Source organism: Nocardia goodfellowii (assembly GCF_017875645.1).
GTDB classification, from domain to species: domain Bacteria; phylum Actinomycetota; class Actinomycetes; order Mycobacteriales; family Mycobacteriaceae; genus Nocardia; species Nocardia goodfellowii.
The window spans coordinates 691,080-713,334 of sequence record NZ_JAGGMR010000001.1; the positions used below are offsets into that span (position 1 = coordinate 691,080).

Here is a 22,255-nt window from a genome sequence, read left to right on the forward strand (position 1 = left end):
CGTAAGGTCGCCCGGTTGACAGTCAGCCCGAGCTGGGTGAACGGAAAGTGAACAGCCCGGCGCGATTGCGCCCGCGCGATGTGACGTTTGCCGCAGTGTTACTGGAAGCCCGCATATTCGCGGGTCAGGAGGCCGCGTAGGCGACGTCGGTGTGCGCGGTGGCGAAACCGAGTTTCGTGTAGGTGCGCACCGCCGCGGCGTTGTCCGCCTCGGTGTAGAGCAAGACCTCGCCGAGGCCGCGCGCCCGCAGGTAGTGCAGACCCGCGAGGGTGAGCAGGCGGCCGAGGCCGCGGCCCTGGGCGGCGGGATCGATGCCGACGACGTAGACCTCGCCGACGGCCGGATCCTCGTCGAGGTGCACCTTGGTCCAGTGGAAGCCGAGGATGCGCGCCGGGTCCGCGGGATCGGCGGCGATGAACAGACCCGCGGGGTCGAACCAGGCGGCGTCGCGGCGGATTTCGATGTCGTGTTCGGTCCAGGCACCCTGTTCGGGATGCCAGTCGAAGGCGGCAGCGTTCACTCGCAGCAACTCCGCGTCGTCGGCGGGGCCGGCGTAGGTGCGCAGCACGACCCCGTCCGGCACGGCCAGTTCCGGTAACTCTGGGGTAGCCAGTGGTCGGCGCATTTGCCAGAGTTCGCGGGCGGTCAGCAAGCCGAGACGGGCCGCGACGGCTTTGGCGGCGGGCAAACCGCCGTGCGCCCAAACCCTGGTGCCCGGACCGCCCTCGGCGAGCGCCGCGGACACGAGCTCGGTGCCGATGCCCTGGCCCCGGAACCGCGGATCGACCGCCACCTCGGCCATCGCGGGATGTTCGCCGTGCGCGGGAACGAGATTCGCGTATCCGGCAAGCGTGTTGTCCCGCACCGCGAAGGTGTGCCGCGCCGGGGAGTCGGTGGTCAAGGACAGCACCGCCTGCTCGGAGACGGGTGCGACGCCGTCGGCCGCGGTCGCGCGCGCCAGGACCTCCGCTATCCGCGGCGCGATCTGCTCGGGCACTCGCTCGGTCCATTTCAGCGCCGTCACGGCCGCTCCCCTTTCGCGTTCGCGCGCCACCCGCGGGCACGCCCGATGTCGTACAGCACCGCGCCCGCCCGCGGCATTCCGGCGGCGAGCTACTGGAAGGAATTGTTGACCGGAGTCAGCGGCACGTCGTCGCCGTCGATGTCCTCGTCGGGCACCACCGGCTCACCCTTGCTGGCCGTGCGCGACGGCCGGACCGCCTTGTAGCCGACGTTGCGCACCGTGCCGATCAACGATTCGTATTCGCTGCCCAGCTTGGCGCGCAGGCGGCGCACGTGCACGTCGACGGTACGGGTGCCGCCGAAGAAGTCGTATCCCCAGACCTCTTGCAGCAGCTGGGCGCGGGTGAAGACCCGGCCCGCGTGCTGCGCGAGGTACTTGAGGAGTTCGAATTCCTTGTAGGTCAGATCGAGCGGGCGACCACGCAGTCGCGCGGTGTAGGTGCCCTCGTCGATGACGAGCTCACCCAGGGTGATCTTGCCGGTGTTCTCCGGGCTCGCCACACCGCCGTTGCGCCCGACCAGCAACCGCAGCCGGGCGTCGAGTTCGGCCGGGCCGGTGCCCGGCAGCAGAATGTCGTCCAGACCCCAGTCGGCGTTCACGGCAACCAGCCCACCTTCGGTGAGCACGGCGACCACCGGCACCGAGGAACCGGTGCTTCCCAGCAAACGGCACAGGCCGCGGGCGGCGGCGAGATCCGTGCGCGCATCGACGAGCGCGACATCGGCCGTGCCCGCCTCCAGTAGTGACGCCACCTCGGTCGGTGCCGGCCGCACATTGTGCGCAAGCAGCGCCAAGGAGGGCAGAACCGACTCGGGGTTGGGGTCGGAGGTCAGCAGGAGCAGCTCCACAAGCCCTCCTCCCATCTCATAGCCAGGGCTACGCAAGTCATCAGCAACACTGCTGTTGGTCACGTCGCTGATCGCGGGGTAATCGGATGCAAGATTAGCGCGTGCACCCCCGATACCGAGTGACGCGGTGACCGTTATGCCAGGAACGACACAGTTCATGCCGCGATTCGCGCGCCGGATAGGGTTTCTGCCATGCGCAAGCTGATCATCGGGTTACTGGTCCTCGCGGGGCTGGTCGTGGTCGTCGACTTCACGGCCGCCGCCTACTCCGAGTACCGCGTGTCCCGCGCGCTGCGCGCCGGCGCCGATCTCACCGCCGACCCGGAGGTGACGATCCACGGCTTCCCGTTCCTCGCCCGAGCGGTCGACGGCGCCTACGAGAACATCGATATCCGGGCGCGTTATATGCGGCCCGACATTCCCGGTGAGATCTCGGTGGAGACCAACCTGCGCGGCGTCCGGCTGCCGTTCCGCGAACTGGCCGACGGGAACGTGCGCAACGTCCCGGTGGACCGGGTCACCGCCCTGATGCGGGTGGAGCCGGTCGAACTCGGCCGCCTCTTCAAAATTCCTGACCTGCAAGTTCATTCGCGGCCCGCGGACAAATCCGACGGCACCGGCGGTTCCGGCGGAACGGGGATGACCACCGCGGGCGCGCTGGTGCTCACCGGCACGCTGCCGACCGGTTTCCATCTCACCGATGTCTACGGGAAGCCGCTGGGCGGACAGAACGTGAAGGTCAAGGCGGACCTGGTGCTCGACGGTGAGCAGGTGAAGATCGTCGCCACCGGTTTCTATGTCGAGAAGAGCTCGGACCCGAACCCGGCCGCGCGCATCCCGGAGGCCGACCAGGCGGTGGTGCTGGAACGCTTCACCCACACCATCGACACCAGGGAACTTCCCTTCGGCATGACGCCGAAGCGGGTATACGCGCTGGGTGGGCAGATCGTCGCCGAAGGCGAAAGCGAGAACGTCATCATCGACCTGGATCGGTTGCAGCGGCCATGATCGAAATCACAATCCTGATCGTCGTGCTCGCGGCCGCGATAGCGGTCGGGGTGGTCTGGCGACGGCGCGAGGGCAAGGTGCGGGAGACCGCCGTTCCCGCCGCCGACGCGCCGACGCGGGCGCAGCTGCTCACCGCGGTGGGCTTCACCGGCTCGGGTCCGCTGGTGCTGCACTTCTCGGCCGACTGGTGTGGACCGTGCGCCGCGGTGCGCCGGGTAGTCGCCACCGTGGCACAGGAATTGAGCGAGACGCCGCGGCCGCCCCAGGACATCGAGGTCGATATCGACGCCGAATCCGCACTGGCGCGGGAGCTGAACGTGTTGTCGCTGCCGACCACATTCCTCTTCGACGCCGAGGGCAAGGAGCGGTTCCGTATCTCCGGCGTACCCAAGGCGACGGACCTGCGCACCGCACTGTCACCGCTGACCGTCTGAAAATTTTTGCGCCACTTCGGCTTTCCCACCGGAAAATCGCGCTTCCCAGCCTGGTCGGACCGGCCGAGGTCCGGCTCTTGCCCCAGTGTGACGAACCCCGGGTCCAATTCTCCGAAAGAACCGGGTAAACTCGCTCTCGTGCAAACCAACCATGAGCTGATGCTCACCCGACGCCGCACGGTAGACCTGTGCCGCCTCGGTGGTTGTTGCTGCCTGTGTGCCTGATCGGTCGGCCGCTCCCCTTTTCCTGACGCCGACCTGTTGTCTCCGCCGCGCGAGTGATCTTTCGATCCCCGGCCAGTTGGCAACGTCCCCGCTAATCAGACATATTCAGCGCAGGAGTTTCGCCTATGTCAATCGACACCCGTAAAGCCATACCCCTCGACAGCGTCGACGTCCGTGGCCCGCGTTTCGCGGCCTGGCTCACCAGCACGGTCCTGGTGCTGGTTCTGGTCCTCGCTGTCGTCTCCCCCGCCGCCGCCGCGGTATTGATCGGCGCGCAGGCGATCTTGTTCGCGCTCGGTGCCCGCAACGGCCCGCAGCGCTCCCCCTACGGCCGGATCTACGCGGCGGTCATCGCCCCCCGCAACGGTCCGGTAACCGAAACCGAACCCGTAGCCCCGCTGCGGTTCGCGCAATTGCTCGGCCTGGTCTTCAGTGCCGTCAGCCTGCTGGGATTCCTGGCCGGCTCCACCGTGGTCGGCGGGGTGTTCGCCGGCTTCGCCCTGTTCGCCGCGTTCTTGAACGCGGCGTTCGGGATCTGCCTGGGTTGCCAGATCTACCCCTTGGTGACCCGTTTCCGCCGGACCACTGGCCATACCCACCCCGGCGGCTCCGCCTCCGACCGTCCCCGTGTGTCCCCGGCACCGAACTGACCATCTCGCAAGTCGAAATTTCTGAAAGGAACAACATGGCTCGCTCCGATGTCCTGGTCTCCGTTGACTGGGCCGAAGAGAACCTCAACACCCCCGGTGTCGTTTTCGTCGAGGTCGACGAGGACACCTCCGCTTACGACGGCGGCCACATCGAGGGCGCCGTGCGCCTCGACTGGAAGAACGACCTGCAGGACCAGGTTCGTCGCGATTTCGTGAACCAGGAGCAGTTCTCCGATCTGCTCTCCACCCGCGGTATCGCCAACGACGACACGGTCGTGCTCTACGGCGGCAACAACAACTGGTTCGCCGCCTACGCCTACTGGTACTTCAAGCTGTACGGCCACAACGACGTCAAGCTGCTCGACGGCGGCCGTAAGAAGTGGGAGCTCGACGGTCGTCCGCTCTCCCGCGACGCGGTGAACCGCCCGGCCACCTCCTACAAGGCTTCGGCTCCCGACCTCTCGATCCGCGCCTTCCGCGACGAGGTCATCGCGGCCATCGGCACCAAGAACCTGGTCGACGTGCGCAGCCCCGACGAGTTCTCCGGCAAGATCCTGGCGCCCGCGCACCTGCCGCAGGAGCAGAGCCAGCGTCCCGGCCACATCCCCAGCGCGATCAACGTGCCGTGGAGCAAGGCCGCGAACGAGGACGGCACCTTCAAGTCCGACGCCGAGCTGGCCGAGATCTACAAGGCCGCCGGCTTGGACGGCGACAAGGAAACCATCGCCTACTGCCGCATCGGCGAGCGTTCCTCGCACACCTGGTTCGTGCTGCAGGAGCTGCTGGGCCACAGCAATGTCAAGAACTACGACGGGAGCTGGACCGAGTACGGCTCCCTCGTCGGTGCACCGATCGAGTTGGGAGCGTAATCAATATGTGTGCAGCACCTACCCAGGGCCAGGCCATTCCCGCGGGCGTCGATGTGGAGAAGGAAACGGTCATCACCGGCCGTGTCCTGAGCACCGACGGCCAGCCGGTGGGCGGCGCGTTCGTGCGCCTGCTCGACGGCAACGGTGACTTCACCGCCGAGGTCGTCGCCTCGGGCACCGGTGACTTCCGGTTCTTCGCGGCTCCGGGCGCGTGGACCGTGCGGGCGCTCTCGTCGGCCGGTAACGGCTCGGCCGAGGTTCGCCCCGAGGGCACCGGCATTCATGAGGTGGAAGTCGCCGTCGCGCGCTGATCCCGCCCTGTTTCCAGCACCCGGCCCCGGAGGTTCCGAACCTCCGGGGCCGTTGCTTTGTCTGGCGCGGCGAGTCGTTAGACTCGCAGTGTGGTCCTCTTCTTCGAAGTCCTGCTGGTCCTCTGCTCGGTGCTGATCACCTGGTTCGCCGGGTACGTGGCCTACCGGTTGTTCACCGAGTCATGAGCGATCTCGCGAGCGAAGGTTCCGAATCGGCCGAGCGAGCGAGTGAACAAATGAACGGCAACGGTCAGCCCGCTGCCGCGGATGACGACGCGGTAGAAACACGCCGCAGCGGCGATCAAGCGGTCGCCCAGGCAGCCGAACGCGCCAAGTCCACGGCGGGCCGCAATATCCCGGTCCTGCCGGATCTGCCGCTGCCCGAGGACACCGCGAACCTGCGCCTCGGTCCCGACCTGAGCTCGTCCATGCTGGCGCTGCTCCCGATGGTCGGTGTGTGGCGGGGTGAGGGTGAGGGCAACTCCCCGGAGCGGGGTGATTACCGCTTCGGGCAGCAGATCGTCGTCTCGCACGACGGCGGCGACTACCTGTCCTGGGAATCCCGTTCCTGGGTGCTCGACGCCGAGGGCGCCTACACCGGCCCGGATCTGCGCGAGAGCGGTTTCTGGCGGGTCGGCATCGACGGCAACGACGAGGTCATCGAACTGTTGTTGACGCATTCGAGCGGCATTGTGGAGCTCTTCTACGGCACGGCGCTGACCCAGTCTTCCTGGGAGCTGGCCACCGATGTCGTCATCCGTTCGCAGTCCGGCATTGTGGTGGGCGGCGCCAAGCGCCTGTACGGCATCGTCGAAGGCGGCGATCTCGCCTATGTCGAGGAACGTGTCGTGGCCGACGGTCCCCTGGAACCGCGCCTGTCGGCCCGCCTCCAGCGCTACATCGGCTGACCGCTACTTCTCCTCAGAAATGGGACGACCCCCGAGCCGTACCGGTACGGATTGCTCCGTACGGGTCCCGGTCGGACAAGACCGGGGGCTCGGGGGCCGGGTGACTGCCTGGAATTCGCTCAGCGCTCGCGCACGGGAATTCCACCGGCAGCGGTGGCGCTAGCGGACAGCCACCTCACGTGTCCGTTGGAAATACATTCTTCGAACCACCTCCTTCCTTGTGTACGGACGAAGGTACTCATCCGCGGCGCGGTGAGCAACGCATTTAATTGGACTTACGTTTCCGCAGCTCAGGAGGATCAGACCCAGGCTGCGGACTGCATCGTCACCTGGCCCGCGGCGTCGATCCGGACGACGGCGTCGGCCTCGTGGCCCGCCGGGAGCTGATGTGTGACGACCACTACTGTGCGCTCCGGTTCGACCAGACCCGAGGCCGGGTCGAGCAGAGCGCGTAGGAGTTGTGCGCCCGCTTCGGCTTCCAGGTGTTCGGTGGGTTCGTCCAGCAGCAGGGTGCGGGCCGGGGAGAGCAGAGCGCGCGCGAGCAGGAGGCGGCGGCGCTGTCCGCCGGAGACCGCGGCCGCGCCGCCGACCAAGTCGGTGTGCAGGCCCTCGGGCAGCGACTCCAGCCAATCGCCCAGACCGACCGCCCGCAGCGCCCGTCCGGCTTCGGCCTCGGTGACATCACCGCGGGCGACGCGCAGATTCTCCAGCACGGTGGTGCCGAAGAGGTGCGCGTCTTCGGCGAAGAAGGTGACGTCCGGTCGAGGAGTATCGAACAGCCCTGCCCAGTGCATCAGCAAGGTGGTTTTGCCCGACCCGCTGGGCCCGACCACGGCGATCCGGCGGCCGGCGGGCAGCTCGGGCAAATCCATTCGAGCAGCGGCGGATTCGCCGCTCTCCAACCGGGTGATCCGGCGCAGCGCCGCCCGGCCGTTGGTGAGGGCCTGCGCCGCGGCCGGCAGCACCGCGACCGCCTCGAAGGCCGACAGCGGCAGCAACACCAGGACGGTCAGCGCCATGGGCGAGATCCCGCCCGGCTCGACCGTCTGGAATCCGAGCGTGCGGACGCCGGTTCCGGAGCCGTACAACATGATTCCGATGAGCAGCGACGCGAGCACGCTGACGCCGATCGACAGCGGAGTAGCGGCGGCGGCCCACGCGCTGCGCGACGCCGCCCTGTCCTCGGCCGCTACCGCTCGCCGTCCCGCGTCGGCGGTGGTGGCCACCGCCGTCTCCAGCCGTCCCGCGACCCGCAGTTCCGGGGCGTGATCGAGCACGGTCAGGGCGGCGGCGGTGAATTCGGTCCGATCGGTGCGCACCGCCACCTCGGCCGCGCGCGCCGCGCGAGCCGAAAGCCACGGCGCGACAACGCCCGCCAGCATCAGCGCCGCCGCCAGGATCAGCGCGGCAGGCACCGAGATCGGCAGCAGCAGACCGATCGCGAAGAGCGCCAGGATCACCGCGACGGCGATGGGCACGAACGCCCGCACCACCACGGCCCCGAGATCGTCGATGTCGCCCATCACCCGGCCGAGCAGTTCGCCACGCCGCAGTTGGGTCGGATCTCCCTGCCGCACAGTGCCTTCCGCATCAGCCGACACCATCTCCGCACCGGCTGTCCGTCGCGGCCGCCAGATATCAGCCGCTGCCAGCACCCGATACGTGGTCGTGCGTGCGGTGCTCATGGCCCGCAACGCCACGTCATGGGTGGCGAGCCGCTCCAGATAACGGCACAGCCCACGCGAGATGCCCAGGGCGCGAACGGTTACCACGGCGATGGTGAGGTCGAGCACCGGCGGCATCTCCCAGGCCCGCGCGATCAACCACGCGGCGAGAGCCGCCAGCCCCAACCCGCTGCCCAGCGCCAGCACACCCCAGCCGATCGAGACCACCATCCGCCACCGCGACAACTCCAGCAATTCCCGAATCCGGCGAAGGTCGGTGAGTAGCGCGTTCATCGAAAAACCCCCTCAGCAGTCGAGCTCCGGTGCTCCGACGACGCGTCGGCGCGTACCTGGACGACGTGATCGGCCACCGCGAGCACGCTGGGCCGGTGGCCGACGATGACCACGGTCGCACCGGCGCGGGCCCGCGCGGTGAGGGCGGCGAGGACGGTTGCCTCGCTGGCGTCGTCGAGGTGGGCGGTGGGCTCGTCGAGCAGCAGTACCGGTCGCGGGGCGGCCAGAGTTCTGGTGAGAGCGAGGCGTTGGCGCTGACCGAGGGAGAGGCCGACGCCGCCGATGCCGACGACGGTGTCCCATCGGTCGGGCAGGGTGTCCAGCACAGTATCGAATCCAGTTGCGTGGCAGGCTTTCTCCACCTGATCGTGGCTGGTGGTCGGGCCGAGCAGTTCGAGGTTGTCACGCAGAGTGCCCGGTACCAGCACCGGCCGCTGCGGCAGCCAGGCCACCTGCGACCACCACCACTCCGAGTCGATGTCGCTGACGTCGATACCGTCAACAGTCACCGACCCGCGATCGGGAGCGATCAAGCCCAGGATCGATTGCACCGCAGTCGATTTACCACTGCCGTTCGGGCCCGCGAGCACAGTGATCGCCCCCGGGCGGAATATGGCCGACAGCCCGGCGGGAGCCAGACCGTCACGAGCCCGCACGCTGACGTCACGCAGTTCGACGAACCGGCCACCTTCGCCTCGGCGCGCTGATGGCAGGAGACCCGCGACGCCTGGAGATTGCGATTCCGCACCGGACAAGCCGACAAGTTTGCGCGAGGACGAGCAGACAGCCTGCCGGGACTCGGAGCTATCCGGCTCGAGAATGGCGAAAGCCTTGTCAGCAGCGGCCATTCCGTCCTGGGCGGCGTGGAAGCGCTCGCCCACCATGCGCAGAGGCAGGTACACCTCGGGGGCCAGGATCAGGGCTACGAGGCCCGCGTACAGGCCCATGTTGCCGAAAACCAGTCGCATGCCGATGGAGACGGCGACGAGCGCTACCGACAGGGTGGCGAGCATTTCCAGCACCATCGAGGACAGGAAGGCGATCCGCAGGGCCGACATGGTTCGTTTGTGCAGGGCGTCGCCTAGGTCCCGGACCCGACCGGCCATGCTGGTGCGAGACGAATCCTGTTGCGCGGCAACCGCACCTTCCCGGCCGAGGGCGCGCAGGGTCGGCATGCCGGCGAACAGGTCGAGGAGCTGGTCGGACAGGCGGGTGGTGGCGGCCAGGGTGTCCTGGGACTTGCCCTGGGTCAGCAGTCCGATGAGCACCATGAAGATCGGGATGAGCGGCAACGTCACCAGGACGATGCCGCCGGAAACGAGGTCGTGAAAGGCGATGACGGTCAAGACGATCGGCGGAACCAGGGCCGAGAGCAGCAGGGCGGGAAGGTATCCGGCGAGGTAGGCGCGCAGTCCGCTCAATCCGGAACCGGCCACGACGGCCAATTCGGTACGCCGCGCCGCCAATTCGCGGGGCGGGAGCTGAGCTCCGGCGGCCACCACGGCCGTTTCCAGTTCCGCCACCACCTGCGCCCCGGCCCGGTGCGCGAGCCGGGACTGCCACCAGGTGACGGTGACACGCACAACGATGGCGACCGCGAAGAGCGCCAGTTCGCCTGTCCAGGAGCCGATATCACGCCGAGCCGGGTCGGTGATCACACCGGCCAGCACCCGCGCCAGGGCCAGCGCCGCGACCACGATGCAGAGCGTGGTCGCCAGCGACAACGCCACACTCAGCACGAGGTATCTGCGTGCCGAGCGGGCGTGCCGCCACAGGCGCGGGTCGATCGGGCGCGCCATGGCTCAGTTCCGTGTCTTCGAGGGGAGCAGGCCGATCGGGTCGGGGATGTGCTCCATGGTGAGCCGGGCCCGGAAGACCCAGTAGGTCCACGCCTGGTAGATGAGCACGAGCGGCACCATGACGCCCGCCACCCAGCTCATGACCACCAGCGTGTAATGCGTGGACGACGCGCTGACCGTGCCGCCGCGCCCGTCGACGGTGAGGCTGAAGGCCGGATCGATGGTGGAGGGCAGCACATCCGGGAACAGCGAACCGAACAGCAGCACGGTGGCCGACAAGATGGTGAGCGCCGTGCCGGTGAAGGCCCAGCCGTCGCGGCCCCGGTTGTACGCCAGTCCGGCGACGACGAGCCCGAGCACGGCCAGCGCCAGCGGAATCCAGGTCCAGCCCTGCCCGTAGGACAGCTGGGTCCAGGCTCCGAACACACCTACCACCAGGGCGGTCGGGACGAAGATCTTCCGCACCACCGCCTGGGCGTCCGCGCGCACCTCGCCACCGGTCTTGAGGCAGAGGAAGATCGCGCCGTGCAGCAGGAACAGCAGCAGCGTGGTGAGGCCGCCGAGCAGTGCGTAGGGGCCGAGCAGATCGATCAGGCTGCCTTGGATCTGCCGCTTCTCGTTGAGTTCGACACCGCGCACCATATTCGCGAACGCCAAACCCCAAGCGAACGCGGGGATCCAGGAGCCGAGCCCGATACCGACGTCGCACCACCGCCGCCACTTGTCGTCGTTGATCTTGCTGCGCCATTCGATGGCGCAGGCGCGAGCGATCAATCCGACGAGGATGAGCAGCAGCGCGAGATAGAACCCGGAGAACAGGCTCGCGTACCACTCCGGGAAGGCCGCGAACATGGCGCCACCGGCGGTGAGCAACCACACTTCGTTGCCGTCCCACACCGGTCCGATGGTGTTGAGCACCACGCGCCGCTTCACTTCCGACTTGCGCCCGATGACGGGCATCAGCATGCCGACGCCGTAGTCGAAACCCTCCAGCACGAAATAGCCGATGAAGAGCACGGCGACCAGTACGAACCAGAACACTTGCAGGGTCATCCCGGGCTCCTAGTAGGCGAAGGAAAGCTTCTCGACGGCGTCCCCGGTGGGTTCCGGGGTCTCGGATGCCACGGGCGCGGGTTCCGGCCCGGCCAGCACGTAGCGCCGCTGCAGGTAGAACCACGCGACCGCGAGAATGCCGTACAGCAGCGTGAAGACGATGAGCGAGGTGAGGATGGTGCCCGCGGACACCCCGGACACGCCCTGCTGCACCGTCATCCGGATGTTCGGGTCCCCGGTCGGATTGGGTGCCACCACCCACGGCTGACGGCCCATCTCGGTGAAGATCCAGCCCGCGCTGTTTCCCAGGAACGGTGTGGCGATGGCCAGCAGCGACAACCATCCGAACCATTTCTGCCCCGGCACCCGGCCGCCGCGGGTCAGCCAGAAACCGGCCAGCGCCAACAGGATCGAGCCCGCCATCCAGGTGATCATGGCGCGGAAGGCCCAGTAGGTGACGAACAGGTTGGGCCGGTAGTCACCGGGCCCGAACTTCTCGTTGTAGGACGCCTGGAGATCTTTGACGCCGTCGAGCGTCACGCCGGAGAACTCCCCCTTGGCCAGCCACGGCAGCACGTAGGGCACTTCGATGAGGTGGTCGACGCTGTCGCAGTTGTTGTGCGTGCCGACGGTGAGGATGGAGAACTGGGGATCGGTCTGGGTGTGGCACAACGATTCCGCCGAGGCCATCTTCATCGGCTGCTGTTCGAACATCAGCTTGCCCTGTACGTCGCCGGTGTAGATGAGGGCGACGCAGGCGACCGGGACGAGCCACAAACCCATGCGCGCGGCCGGCCGCCACATGACGCGAGCCTCCTCGATACCCGCCGGATCCCCCTTGCGCACTGTGCGAACCATCCACCAGCCGGCGATGCCCGCCACGAAGGTGGCCGAGGTGAGCAACGCTCCGGCTATGACGTGCGGGAAGGCCGCGAGCGTCGTCACATTCGTGATGACTGCCCAAATGCTCTGCAGCTCAGCGCGTCCGGTTTCGGGGTTGTAGCGCGCGCCGACCGGGTGCTGCATGAACGAGTTGGCCGCGACGATGAAGTACGCCGAGGCGTTCACCCCGAGCGCCACCAGCCAGATGCACGCCAGGTGCACCTTTTTCGGCAGCCGGTCCCAGCCGAAGATCCACAGGCCGAGGAACGTCGATTCCATGAAGAAGGCGACCAGGGCCTCCATGGCCAAGGGTGCGCCGAAGACATCGCCGACGAAGCGGGAGTATTCGCTCCAGCCCATGCCGAACTGGAATTCCTGCACGATGCCGGTGGCCACGCCGAGGGCGAAGTTGATCAGGAACAGTTTCCCGAAGAACTTGGTGAGGCGCTTCCAGTGCTCCTTGCCGGTGACCACCCAGGCGGTCTGCATACCGGCGACGAGCGGCGCCAAGCCGATCGTGAGCGGCACGAAGAGGAAGTGGTACACGGTGGTGATGCCGAACTGCCAGCGCGCGACGTCGACGACGTTCATCCGATCTCCTGCCGATCTACGACATGTCGTAGTAATCGTACGCCGGAGGGTATCTGGATCAACGTGCGCTGCGACACGACGCCAGCTGTTAACTAGCCCGCGCTCAGATCACCGGCCGCAACCCGATTTCGCGGCCGGCTCGCGCCTGGACCGCCATGCCGAAGGCCCTGCCACCTACCAGTCGCGAACCGACCCCGCCCTCTCGATACCCCGGTCCACCAGCTCGATGATCTCCTCGGCATTGTCCGGCGCGGACATCCGCAGACCGTCCAGCGAGTTCACCCGAGCGGCCAGCGTGATGCTAGACAGCAACCAGACGCTGTCACAGGTGAGCAAATCCGCAGTGAACAACGATTTGTAGCCGCACTCCCAGCCGGCCCGCTCCGCCTCGGCGTACAGCGCGCGCTGAGTCACCCCGGGCAGCACACCGTTCTTCGCGGGCGGCGTCAGCAACTGCTTGTCCCGGGCGATCACCACCGTCGAACGCGGACCCTCGAGCACCCGGTTCTCGTTGCTGGTGAAGATCACATCGTCGGCGCCCATCCGCTGCGCGAACCGCAGCGCGGCCATATTCGTCGCGTAGGACAGCGTCTTCGCGCCGAGCAACTGCCACGGCGCGGCCTGCGCCAGATCGATCGAGATACCCCGGGCCAGCGAGACCACCTTGATGCCCTCGGCGCGGGCCTTGGCCACCCGCGCCCCCACCGGCAGCACCAGCACGTACGCGGTCGGCACCGGCACGGCGGCCGCGAGATCACCGGAGGTGACGCTGTCTTTCACACCGGGCATTTCACTGTCGCGACCCCGGGTCAGCACCATCCGCAGCACGCCTTCGCGCTCGCTGCCCCACTCCTTGGCGGCCGTCTCGACCGCTTCGCGCCAGCGCGCCAGTTCCGGCTCGGGTAGGTCGAGTGCCTGCGCCGAGTGACGCAGCCGACCTAGGTGGTGTTCGATCGCACACGCTTTACCGCTACGCACCAGCACCGTCTCGAAGACACCATCACCGCGCAGCACACCGATGTCGTCGGCAAACAGCAACGGCGCGTCCGCATCTCGGACCGCGCCGTCGAGTGTTACAAGAACTCGATCTACCATGCGTCGAGCGTAGGCGGTGTACCTTGACCACGCCTACGTCACAGCGAAGATCGTGTAAACGAGATCCTTCGCTGCACTCGAGCTGACGCGGGGCCTAGAGTGGTTTACGTGTCCGTGGTCGTTGTGCCCAGTCCTATTCTTTCCGTCTCGGGTGCTGTCGCGGGAGTTCCGGGTTCCCCGGATGCCGCGGTGGCCTGGCATTACGGGGATCCGTTCGGTGAACAGCGCGCCGCCGCGCAACGGGCGGCGATCGTCGATCGGTCGCACCGCTTCGTGCTGACCATCACCGGTAAAGAGCGCCTGACCTGGCTGCACACCATTACCAGCCAGCATGTCGCCGACCTCGCCGACGGTCAGTCCGCCGAGAATCTCGACCTCGACCTGAACGGCCGGGTGCTGAACCATTTCGTGCTGACCGAGCTCGACGGCACCGTGTGGATCGACACCGAGGCCGAACGCGGCGCGGACCTGCTGGCGTTCCTGCAGAAAATGGTCTTCTGGGCCGACGCCAAGCCGGAGGCCGCCGACTACGCGGTGCTGAGCCTGCTCGGTCCCGGCGTCGCGAGCCTGACTTCCGCCCTGGGGATCGATGAACTGCCCGCCGCGCTGCGGGCGGTGCCGCTGCCCGACGGCGGCTTCCTGCGCCGGATGCCGTGGCCGACCGCGGACTCCTTCGATCTGCTCGTCCCCCGCGACCGCCTCGGCGAGTGGTGGGCCCAGCTGACCGAAGCGGGCGCCGTCCCCGCCGGTATGTGGGCCTTCGAAGCACTGCGCGTCGCCGCCGTGCGTCCCCGCCTCGGCCAGGACACCGACGACCGCACCATCCCGCACGAAGCCCGTTGGATCGGCGGCATCGAGGAATACGGTGCGGTGCATCTGAACAAGGGCTGCTATCGCGGGCAGGAAACCGTCGCCCGCGTGCACAATCTCGGCAAACCCCCGCGCAATCTGGTGCTGCTGCACCTGGACGGTTCCGCCGACGAGCGTCCCGTGCCCGGCGACGACGTCACCGCCGGGGGCCGCACGGTCGGCCGAATCGGCACCGTCATCGATCACTTCGAATTCGGTCCGATCGCATTGGCTTTGGTGAAGCGGGCGATCCCCGCGGACACCCCGCTGACCGCCGGGCCGACCGCCGCCGCGATCGACCCCGACTCGGTACCCGTCAACGACGCACCGCAGGCGGGCCGGATCGCCGTCGACCGTTTGCGCGGCCGGTGATGTCGGCGGAAGTACTCGCGGTCTGTGTCGTGCACGCCGAGCTCGAAGTGCCGGGCCGGGTCGGCCGGACCGCGATCGACAAGCGGCCGGTGCCGGGCCGGGTCCGGGTGCGCGAGCACGGTCTGGCCGGTGACCACGTCGCCGACACCAAGTACCACGGCGGCGTCCATCAGGCCGTCTACGCCTACGCCGAGTCCGACGCCCAGCGCTGGGCCCAGGAACTCGGCCGCGACCTGCCCGCCGGCTGGTTCGGCGAGAATCTGCGCATCAACGGTCTAGCGGTCAGTGACGCCGTCCTGGGCGCGCGCTGGGCCATCGGCGACACCCTCCTGGAGGTCAGCGCCCCGCGGGTGCCCTGCGCCGTCTTCCAGCACTGGTCCGGTGAGTCGCACTGGGTCAAACGCTTCGCACTGCGCGGCGACACCGGCGCCTACCTGCGCGTGCTGACCGAGGGCAGCGTCGGCGCGGGCGACGAGGTCCGCGTGGTGCACGTCCCCGAGCACGGCATCACCGCCCGTGACGTGTTCGCCGGCACCGACATGGACCGCCTGAACCTGTTGCTCGAGGTGGAGCCCTCGATTTCCGACGACGTCCGCATGCAGATCGAACGACATGCGCGCCGGCACGCGAATGCCGCCCGCGCGGTAGCCCAGCGAACGGAGGCGATGTCTATGCGTGAGCGCGGCGAACGAACCAGGTCACAGCGCGCGACGGAGCCGAGCGCAAGTGAGGCCCAGGTATGAGCGTCGAATTGGTCGAGGTCGTCCGGTCCGGGTTCCGGGAGTGCGTGCATCGCGGTTCCGTGGTCATCCTGGGCAGCGACGGCGAGCCCACGCTGGAACTCGGCGAGGTGCACCTGCCGATCTTCCCGCGCTCGACCAATAAACCGATGCAGGCGATCACGCTGCTGCGCAACGGTTTCGAGCCGGTCGACGATGCCGAGCTGGCCATCGCCACCGCCTCGCATTTCGGCGAGCCCGATCACGTCGCCCTGGTGCAGCGGCTGCTGGAGCGTTTCGGTTTCGACGAGAAGCAGCTCGAATGCCCGGCCGACTATCCGTTCGAGGACCGCGCCCGCGCCGCCGCCGTCACCGCCGGCCAGCCGCGCAAAATCTATATGAACTGCTCCGGCAAGCACGCCGCGATGCTCGCCACCTGCCAGATCAACGGCTGGCCGACCGAGGGTTATCTGGCCGAGAGCCACCCGCTCCAGCAATCGGTGATCGCGACCATCACCGAGCTCACCGGCGAACCCGAAACCGATCTCGGCATCGACGGCTGTGGCTTGCCGATCATCCCGGTCTCGCTGGTGAATCTGGCGCGCGCGTTCGCGGCGATGGCCACCGCCACGCCCGGCTCGCCGGAGCGCCGTGTCGCCGAGGCGATCCGCGCGCACCCGCGAGTGATTTCCGGCACGAACGCTCCGGACTTGCTGGCGATGCGGACGACACCCGGGCTGGTCTGCAAAATCGGCGCCGACGGCGTGCACGCGGGCGCGCTGCCGGACGGCTCGGCCTTCGCCTACAAGATCGATGACGGCCATGACCGGGCACGAATGCCCTTGACGCTGGCCGTTTTGCAACGCATGGGTGTGGAGTGGAGCGACGCGCATACCGAGCTCGCGGCCCTGCCGATCATGGGTGGCGGCGCCCGGGTGGGTGTCATCCGGGCTATCCCCGGCGCGCTGTAGCCGACCCCGGCAGGCGGCGACAACCGGGCAAACAACCCCACTTCCGGAGTACTTCGCGCACTCCTGGAAGCGCGAGCGCCGGACACACGCTAAAGTGTCTGTCAGGAAGAGTATTAATTCGAACGGGGCCGCCAACACACCCCAGGCCGCCCCGCAGTGACGCGAGGGGGTCAGCCATGGGCCGTGGCCGGGCTAAGGCAAAGCAGACCAAGGTTGCACGCGAGCTGAAATACAGCACGCATAACACCGACTTCGCGAGCCTTCAGCGCGAGCTCGCGGGTAGCCCCAACTCTCAGATGAGTGGTGGAGTGCTGTCCGATGAGCACGACGCAGACGACTCCTCATCCCGATGGGATGAGGACGACGACTGGCGCCGCTGAGATTTCGGATCTTCGCTGAAGGGGGAGGCCGGCGGGCCTCCCCCTTCCAGCGTTGACCCGACCTGCGGATATCGCCGTAAGGCTTGCATAGCTAGCTCAGCGCCCTCATCGCTTCGATGCGGGGCGCTGAGTCGTACCCGGCCATCGCCGAAACCGTTCGACCCCAGCAACTCCCGGACACACGAAAGCCCCGCCGAGTCGGCGGGGCTTTCGTGTAGCTCGGAGCGATCAGAAGCGCGGGTGCTCGCCCACCAGGATGGCACGCAGGGCGTCGGCGTCCTTGGCCTTCTTCACCGTGCCGAGCGTCCAGCACTCGATGTGGCGTGCGGTGAGCACGGCCAGGGCCCGATCCACGTCCTCCGGCGCGACGACGGCGACCATGCCGACGCCCATGTTGAAGGTCTTCTCCATCTCGACACGCTCGACACGCCCGCGCTGCGCGATCATCTTGAATACCGGCGCGGGGCTCCAGGTGCCGCGGTCCAACTCGGCCACCATGCCGGCGGGCAGCACCCGGCCGAGGTTCGCGGCCAAGCCGCCGCCGGTGACGTGCGCGAAGGTACGGACGTCGGTTTCGGCGATCAGCGCCAGGCAGTCCTTGGCGTAGATCCGGGTCGGTTCGAGCAATTCCTCACCGAGGGTCCGGCCGAACTCCTCGACATGCCCGGTCAGCGACATCCGGTCGATGTCGAGCAGCACCTTGCGGGCCAGGCTGTAGCCGTTGGAGTGCAGACCCGAGGAACCCATGGCGATGACCACGTCGCCGGGACGCACCCGATCGGGGCCGAGCACCGAGTCGGCCTCGACGACGCCGACGCCCGTGGCGGACAGGTCGTAATCGTCGGGGTCCATCAGACCCGGGTGTTCGGCGGTCTCACCGCCGAGCAGCGCGCAGCCGGCCTTCACGCAGCCCTCGGCGATGCCCGAGACGAGTTCGGCGACCTTCTCCGGAACGACCTTGCCGATGGCGATGTAGTCCTGCAGGAACAGCGGCTCGGCGCCGCAGACCACCAGGTCGTCGACGACCATCGCGACCAGGTCGAGGCCGACGGTGTCGTGCTTGTCCATCGCCTGCGCGACCGCGATCTTGGTGCCGACGCCGTCGGTGGAGGCGGCGAGCAGCGGTTCGCGGTAGCCACCCTTGAGCGCGAACAAACCGGCGAATCCGCCCAAACCGCCCTGCACCTCGGGACGGCTGGCCTTCTTCGCCAATGGTCCGAACAACTCGACTGCGCGGTCACCGGCTTCGATGTCCACGCCGGCCGCGGCGTACGAAGCTCCAGCGCCGGGAGAGGTCTGTTCAGTCATTTTCGGGGAAAGCTCCAAACCGAATCGGCGGATAGATGCCTGCTCACGCTACCGGAACCGGATAACGGCCCCGCAGCGGAGTTGGCTGCACCTCTTGACAACACTCCGCTACCGGGCCCATCCGGACTCACCCGGCGCTGTCCGTGGCGAACAGCGCCCCCGCTTCGGCGCGCCGCCGGCGCTGCTCCACCGGGTCCGGCACCGGGACGGCGGCAACCAAGCGCTGGGTGTACTCCTGCTGCGGCGCGCGCAGGATGCTGTCCCGGTCGCCCTGCTCGACGACCGCGCCGTCGCGCAACACGACGATGCGGTCCGACAGCTGGTCGACCACGGCAAGGTCGTGGCTGATGAACAGGCAGGCGAAGGCACACTCGCGTTGCAGGTCGGCGAACAGATCGAGCACCGCCGCCTGGACCGAGACGTCGAGTGCGCTGGTCGGTTCGTCGGCCACGAGCAGATCCGGATTGGTCACCAGCGCCCGTGCCAGGCTGGCGCGCTGACGCTGCCCGCCGGACAACTCGTGCGGGTACCGGCGTTCGGCGCCCGCGGGCAACTGGACGTCGTCGAGCATGCGCCGCACCCGGTTCCGGATCTCCGCGGCGCTACCCATCTTGTGCACCAGCAACGGTTCGGCCACACAGTCGCCCACGGTGAGCCGCGGGTTCAGCGAGGTCGCCGGATCCTGGAAGACGAAACCGAAGCGCTTGCGGATCGGCCGCAGCTGACGCTGCGACATGCCGGAGATCTCCTCGCCACGCACCCGCACCACGCCCGAGCTGGGCCGTTGCAGGGCGGCCACGCACCGGCCGATGGTGGACTTTCCGGAACCGGATTCGCCTACCAGACCGACGGTTTCGCTGGCGGCGACGGTGAAGCTCACCTCGTCGACCGCCCGGAATCTCGGCCGGCCGAACGGGCCCGGGAATTCGACCACCAGATCGCACACCTCGAGCACGGGTGTGCTGTCCGGTTCGGCTTTCGCGGTCGCCGGGACCGCGCCGGTCGCCTTACGCGCGCCGAGGTGCGGTACGGCCGCGAGCAGTTTCCGGGTGTACTCCTCCTTCGGATGCGCGAAAAGCTCGTCCACCGGGGCGGTTTCGACGACCTTGCCGTTCCACATCACCACCACGCGATCGGCGAGGTCGGCGACCACGCCCATGTTGTGCGTGATCAGGACGATGGCGCTGCCGATGCGGTCACGCAGATCACGTAGCAGCTCCAGGATTTCGGCCTGCACGGTGACGTCGAGGGCGGTGGTGGGTTCGTCGGCGATGATCACCTTGGGTTCGCAGGCGATGGCGATGGCGATCACCACTCGCTGCTTCTGCCCGCCGGAGAGCTGGTGCGGGTAGTAGTCGACCCGATGTTCCGGGTCGGGCAGGCCGACCAGGCGCAGGAGTTCCACGGCGCGCGCCTTGGCCTGCTTCTTGTTCATATCCGTGTGCGCGCGCAGAGCTTCGGCGATCTGGAAGCCGACCGTGAACAGCGGATCCAGCGCCGATCCCGGTTCCTGGAACACCATCGAGATGGCGCCGCCGCGCAGCGCGGTGAGCTGTTTCTCGTTCATCTTGGTGATGGACTGGGTGCCGAGCGTGACCAGGCCGGTGACCTGGGCCGTGCCCGGCAGCAGCGCCATCGCGGTGCGCGAGCTCACCGATTTGCCCGACCCCGACTCCCCCACGATGGCGAGCACCTCGCCGGGGAACACCTCGTAGGACACATCGCTGACCGCGTGCACGGGTCCGGCGTCGGTGGCGAAGGTGACCGACAGGCCGTGGATCGACAGTGCGGGCCCGCCCTCGGCCGCGACAGTGGTCTGTTTACTCATCGCCATCCTTCTTCGCCGCAGCCGCTTTCGAGGTGGCCGCACCTGGACCGGTCGAGTTGTCCTTGCTGAGTTCGGCTCCGGTGTCCTCGGGCGTGACTTCCATTTCCGGCGTGCCGGATTCGTCCACGATCACGTCACTGCCGACCGCGGTCGGCCGTGCGGTACGCCGAGTCCGCAGCAGCGGGTTGAGCACCTCGTTGAGGCTCTCCCCGACCAGCGTCATCCCGAGCACCACGAGCACGATGGCGGTGCCGGGGAAGATCCCGGTCCACCAGATGCCGTTGGAGACATCGGAAATCGCCTTGTTCAGGTCGTAGCCCCATTCCGCGGCCTGGGTCGGCTCGATACCGAAACCCAGGAAGCCGAGACCGGCCAGGGTCAGGATCGCTTCCGCGCCGTTGAGTGTGACGATGACCGGCAGCGACTGGGTGACGTTGGCGAGGATGTGCCGGAACAGGATTCGCGTGGTGGAGGCGCCGGTCACCCGGGCCGCGTCCACATACGGCTCCTGTTTCACCGCCACGGTGGCGTTGCGCACCACCCGGAAGTATTGCGGCACAAAGATGGCCGTGATCGCGACCGCCGCCGACAACACACCGCCGAAGCTGGTGGAGGCGCCGCCCGCGACCACGATGGACACCACGATCGCCAGCAACAGCGTCGGGAAGGCGTACATCGCGTCCATGAACAGCACCAGCACGCGGTCCAGCCAGCGCCCGATGTAGCCGGACACCAAGCCCAACGGCACACCGATGAGCAGCGACAGCACCAGCGAGGTCAGGATCACATACAGCGCGGTCCGGGCGCCGAACAGCACGCGGGAGAACACGTCCTCGCCGCGCACCGAGGTGCCGAACCAGTGCTCGGCCGAAGGCGGGGCCTGGCGCGCGAATTCGGTGCCGTTCTCGTGGATCTGGGAGAACCCGTAGGGGGCGAGCAACGGCGCGAACACCGCCACGATGACGAACAGCGCGATCAGGGCGAGCCCGAAGATCAAGGTGGCCCGCTGCAATCCCGAGGTCATCGATAACAGCCGCAACCCCGGTATCCCGCGCTTGCCGACCACCGGCGGAACCGGCGCGGTGGCGACCGGTTCGTTGAGCAGTTCCGGTGTGGTCATCAGAACCTCACCCTCGGGTCGATCAACGCGACGATGGCGTCGACGATGAAGCTCATCACCGCGATCGCCACCGCGATGAACGCGACGATGCCTTGCACCGCGATGAAATCGCGGGCCTTCAGGTATTCGGCGAGTTGGAAGCCGAGCCCCTTCCATTCGAAGGTGGTCTCGGTGAGCACCGCACCGCCGATCATCATCGCGATGTACATGCCCATCACGGTGACGATCGGAATCATCGCGTTGCGGAAGGCATGCCGCCCGGTCACCACACGGCTGGACAAGCCGCGCGCTCGCGCCGCATCGACGTAGTCACTGCGCAGGGTCTGGATCAGATTGATCCGCACCAGCCGCAGGAACACCCCCGCGGTCAGCAGGCCGAGCGCGATCGCGGGCAGCACAGCGTGTTTCAGCACATCGATCAAATAATCGTTGTTGCCGTAGAGGATCGCGTCGATCACCATGATGTTGGTCTTCGGCGACACATGCTGCAGCCGCAGTTCGACATTGGTGCTGGCCCGGCCCGCTACGGGCAGCCAGCCCAACTGGATCGCGAACACCAGCTTCAGCAGCAGGCCCACGAAGAACACCGGCGCCGCGTAGGCCAGGATCGCGAAGATCCGCAGGACCGCGTCGGAGGTCGAATCACGGTGTGTCGCAGCCCATCTGCCCAGCGGGACACCGACCGCGAAGGCCACCAGCAGCGACCAGAACACCAACTCCAGGGTCGCGGCGCCATAGGTCGTGATGACCTCGCTGATTTCCCGATTGTCCTGGGAGTGGCCAAAATCCAAACGCAGCAAGTTCGAGAGATACTCCCAGTACTGGGACAGGATCGGCCGGTTCAGCCCGGCCGCCTCCTTGCGTATCTCGATCTGTTCCTGAGTCATGCGTCCACCCATGGCCGCGCTGATCGGGTCACCGATCACCCGCATCAGGAAGAACACCAAGGTCACCAGAATCCACGCCGTCAACGGGATCATCAGCAACCGAACACCCAAATACCGCAAAAGGGCGGCGTGACGAGAGTCGCCCCCGATCTTGGAAGAGACGCGT

At 67.6% G+C, this 22,255-nt stretch carries 21 protein-coding genes; 10 read left to right on the forward strand and 11 right to left on the reverse strand.

Features of this window, described 5'->3' with window-relative positions:
- Positions 1 to 124: 124 nt before the first annotated feature.
- Entirely contained in the window at positions 125 to 1,015 is an 891-nt protein-coding gene (mshD, locus tag BJ987_RS02665) for a mycothiol synthase (protein WP_209897761.1), read from the reverse strand.
- Between the two features lie 98 nt (positions 1,016 to 1,113).
- Positions 1,114 to 1,872 carry a winged helix-turn-helix transcriptional regulator gene (locus tag BJ987_RS02670; RefSeq protein ID WP_209884325.1) on the reverse strand — a complete coding sequence of 253 codons (759 nt, stop codon included), beginning with the start codon at positions 1,870 to 1,872 and terminating at the stop codon, positions 1,114 to 1,116.
- A 192-nt stretch (positions 1,873 to 2,064) separates the two neighbouring features.
- Between BJ987_RS02670 and BJ987_RS02675 the strand changes: the two genes are divergently transcribed.
- The 6 genes from BJ987_RS02675 (at position 2,065) to BJ987_RS02700 (ending at position 6,277) form a co-directional block, all read left to right on the forward strand.
- Complete coding sequence (locus tag BJ987_RS02675; protein WP_209884327.1) at positions 2,065 to 2,880, forward strand: LmeA family phospholipid-binding protein; 816 nt, start codon at positions 2,065 to 2,067, stop codon at positions 2,878 to 2,880.
- Entirely contained in the window at positions 2,877 to 3,314 is a 438-nt protein-coding gene (locus tag BJ987_RS02680) for a thioredoxin family protein (RefSeq protein ID WP_209884329.1), read from the forward strand. The genes BJ987_RS02675 and BJ987_RS02680 overlap by 4 nt, the downstream gene beginning before the upstream one ends.
- A 350-nt stretch (positions 3,315 to 3,664) precedes the next feature.
- A complete protein-coding gene (locus tag BJ987_RS02685; protein WP_209884331.1) occupies positions 3,665 to 4,189 on the forward strand; it encodes a DUF4395 domain-containing protein in 525 nt (174 codons plus the stop codon).
- A gap of 35 nt (positions 4,190 to 4,224) precedes the next feature.
- Complete coding sequence (locus tag BJ987_RS02690) at positions 4,225 to 5,058, forward strand: sulfurtransferase (protein WP_209884333.1); 834 nt, start codon at positions 4,225 to 4,227, stop codon at positions 5,056 to 5,058.
- Positions 5,059 to 5,063: 5 nt separating this feature from the next.
- Positions 5,064 to 5,369, forward strand: a complete 306-nt coding sequence (locus tag BJ987_RS02695) for a DUF1416 domain-containing protein (RefSeq protein WP_194817162.1) — start codon at positions 5,064 to 5,066, stop codon at positions 5,367 to 5,369.
- Positions 5,370 to 5,551: 182 nt separating this feature from the next.
- Positions 5,552 to 6,277, forward strand: coding sequence for a heme-binding beta-barrel domain-containing protein (locus BJ987_RS02700; RefSeq protein WP_209884335.1), 726 nt, complete (start codon positions 5,552 to 5,554; stop codon positions 6,275 to 6,277).
- A gap of 299 nt (positions 6,278 to 6,576) precedes the next feature.
- Here the strand turns inward: BJ987_RS02700 and BJ987_RS02705 are convergent, their stop codons facing one another.
- From BJ987_RS02705 to BJ987_RS02725, 5 genes are all read right to left on the reverse strand, one after another.
- Positions 6,577 to 8,235: an ATP-binding cassette domain-containing protein gene (locus BJ987_RS02705; protein WP_209884337.1), complete on the reverse strand. Its 1,659-nt coding sequence runs from the start codon at positions 8,233 to 8,235 to the stop codon at positions 6,577 to 6,579.
- On the reverse strand, positions 8,232 to 10,034 hold the full coding sequence (gene cydD, locus BJ987_RS02710) for a thiol reductant ABC exporter subunit CydD (RefSeq protein ID WP_209884339.1): 1,803 nt from the start codon (positions 10,032 to 10,034) through the stop codon (positions 8,232 to 8,234). Before cydD ends, BJ987_RS02705 begins: the two co-directional genes overlap by 4 nt.
- 3 nt (positions 10,035 to 10,037) lie before the next feature.
- Positions 10,038 to 11,087 (reverse strand): cytochrome d ubiquinol oxidase subunit II, encoded by a 1,050-nt coding sequence (cydB, locus tag BJ987_RS02715; protein ID WP_209884341.1) that lies wholly within the window; start codon positions 11,085 to 11,087, stop codon positions 10,038 to 10,040.
- A gap of 9 nt (positions 11,088 to 11,096) precedes the next feature.
- Positions 11,097 to 12,560, reverse strand: coding sequence for a cytochrome ubiquinol oxidase subunit I (locus BJ987_RS02720; RefSeq protein ID WP_209884343.1), 1,464 nt, complete (start codon positions 12,558 to 12,560; stop codon positions 11,097 to 11,099).
- Between the two features lie 174 nt (positions 12,561 to 12,734).
- Positions 12,735 to 13,655, reverse strand: coding sequence for an aminodeoxychorismate lyase (locus tag BJ987_RS02725; RefSeq protein ID WP_209884345.1), 921 nt, complete (start codon positions 13,653 to 13,655; stop codon positions 12,735 to 12,737).
- Between the two features lie 108 nt (positions 13,656 to 13,763).
- On the opposite strand from BJ987_RS02725, the gene ygfZ reads away from it, so the two are divergent.
- The 4 genes from ygfZ to BJ987_RS02745 all read left to right on the forward strand — a co-directional run bounded on the left by ygfZ (position 13,764) and on the right by BJ987_RS02745 (position 16,946).
- Positions 13,764 to 14,876, forward strand: coding sequence for a CAF17-like 4Fe-4S cluster assembly/insertion protein YgfZ (gene ygfZ, locus BJ987_RS02730; protein ID WP_209884347.1), 1,113 nt, complete (start codon positions 13,764 to 13,766; stop codon positions 14,874 to 14,876).
- Positions 14,876 to 15,619 carry an MOSC domain-containing protein gene (locus tag BJ987_RS02735; protein WP_209884349.1) on the forward strand — a complete coding sequence of 248 codons (744 nt, stop codon included), beginning with the start codon at positions 14,876 to 14,878 and terminating at the stop codon, positions 15,617 to 15,619. The genes ygfZ and BJ987_RS02735 overlap by 1 nt, the downstream gene beginning before the upstream one ends.
- On the forward strand, positions 15,616 to 16,566 hold the full coding sequence (locus tag BJ987_RS02740; RefSeq protein ID WP_209884351.1) for an asparaginase: 951 nt from the start codon (positions 15,616 to 15,618) through the stop codon (positions 16,564 to 16,566). Before BJ987_RS02735 ends, BJ987_RS02740 begins: the two co-directional genes overlap by 4 nt.
- Before the next feature lie 176 nt (positions 16,567 to 16,742).
- The gene (locus tag BJ987_RS02745; protein ID WP_209884353.1) at positions 16,743 to 16,946 is read left to right on the forward strand and encodes a DUF3073 domain-containing protein; all 204 of its coding nucleotides are present in this window, start codon (positions 16,743 to 16,745) and stop codon (positions 16,944 to 16,946) included.
- A gap of 228 nt (positions 16,947 to 17,174) precedes the next feature.
- On the opposite strand, the gene purM is transcribed toward BJ987_RS02745, so the two are convergent.
- The 4 genes from purM to BJ987_RS02765 form a co-directional block, all read right to left on the reverse strand.
- Positions 17,175 to 18,254, reverse strand: coding sequence for a phosphoribosylformylglycinamidine cyclo-ligase (gene purM, locus BJ987_RS02750; protein WP_209884355.1), 1,080 nt, complete (start codon positions 18,252 to 18,254; stop codon positions 17,175 to 17,177).
- Positions 18,255 to 18,381: 127 nt separating this feature from the next.
- Positions 18,382 to 20,082, reverse strand: a complete 1,701-nt coding sequence (locus tag BJ987_RS02755; protein ID WP_209884357.1) for an ABC transporter ATP-binding protein — start codon at positions 20,080 to 20,082, stop codon at positions 18,382 to 18,384.
- On the reverse strand, positions 20,075 to 21,106 hold the full coding sequence (locus BJ987_RS02760; RefSeq protein ID WP_245366434.1) for an ABC transporter permease: 1,032 nt from the start codon (positions 21,104 to 21,106) through the stop codon (positions 20,075 to 20,077). Before BJ987_RS02760 ends, BJ987_RS02755 begins: the two co-directional genes overlap by 8 nt.
- Before the next feature lie 95 nt (positions 21,107 to 21,201).
- On the reverse strand, positions 21,202 to 22,239 hold the full coding sequence (locus tag BJ987_RS02765; protein ID WP_307869877.1) for an ABC transporter permease: 1,038 nt from the start codon (positions 22,237 to 22,239) through the stop codon (positions 21,202 to 21,204).
- Between the last annotated feature and the right edge of the window lie 16 nt (positions 22,240 to 22,255).

Coding starts and splice junctions, on each gene's coding strand:
- cydD (WP_209884339.1), bottom strand. CDS start 10,034: ATGGCGCGCCCGATCGACCCGCGCCTGTGGCGGCACGCCCGCTCGGCA.
- BJ987_RS02690 (WP_209884333.1), top strand. CDS start 4,225: ATGGCTCGCTCCGATGTCCTGGTCTCCGTTGACTGGGCCGAAGAGAAC.
- BJ987_RS02675 (WP_209884327.1), top strand. CDS start 2,065: ATGCGCAAGCTGATCATCGGGTTACTGGTCCTCGCGGGGCTGGTCGTG.
- BJ987_RS02745 (WP_209884353.1), top strand. CDS start 16,743: ATGGGCCGTGGCCGGGCTAAGGCAAAGCAGACCAAGGTTGCACGCGAG.
- BJ987_RS02755 (WP_209884357.1), bottom strand. CDS start 20,082: ATGAGTAAACAGACCACTGTCGCGGCCGAGGGCGGGCCCGCACTGTCG.
- purM (WP_209884355.1), bottom strand. CDS start 18,254: ATGACTGAACAGACCTCTCCCGGCGCTGGAGCTTCGTACGCCGCGGCC.
- BJ987_RS02695 (WP_194817162.1), top strand. CDS start 5,064: ATGTGTGCAGCACCTACCCAGGGCCAGGCCATTCCCGCGGGCGTCGAT.
- BJ987_RS02740 (WP_209884351.1), top strand. CDS start 15,616: ATGAGCGTCGAATTGGTCGAGGTCGTCCGGTCCGGGTTCCGGGAGTGC.
- BJ987_RS02680 (WP_209884329.1), top strand. CDS start 2,877: ATGATCGAAATCACAATCCTGATCGTCGTGCTCGCGGCCGCGATAGCG.
- BJ987_RS02735 (WP_209884349.1), top strand. CDS start 14,876: ATGTCGGCGGAAGTACTCGCGGTCTGTGTCGTGCACGCCGAGCTCGAA.
- cydB (WP_209884341.1), bottom strand. CDS start 11,087: ATGACCCTGCAAGTGTTCTGGTTCGTACTGGTCGCCGTGCTCTTCATC.
- BJ987_RS02725 (WP_209884345.1), bottom strand. CDS start 13,655: ATGGTAGATCGAGTTCTTGTAACACTCGACGGCGCGGTCCGAGATGCG.
- BJ987_RS02685 (WP_209884331.1), top strand. CDS start 3,665: ATGTCAATCGACACCCGTAAAGCCATACCCCTCGACAGCGTCGACGTC.
- BJ987_RS02700 (WP_209884335.1), top strand. CDS start 5,552: ATGAGCGATCTCGCGAGCGAAGGTTCCGAATCGGCCGAGCGAGCGAGT.
- BJ987_RS02705 (WP_209884337.1), bottom strand. CDS start 8,235: ATGAACGCGCTACTCACCGACCTTCGCCGGATTCGGGAATTGCTGGAG.
- BJ987_RS02760 (WP_245366434.1), bottom strand. CDS start 21,106: ATGACCTCGGGATTGCAGCGGGCCACCTTGATCTTCGGGCTCGCCCTG.
- BJ987_RS02720 (WP_209884343.1), bottom strand. CDS start 12,560: ATGAACGTCGTCGACGTCGCGCGCTGGCAGTTCGGCATCACCACCGTG.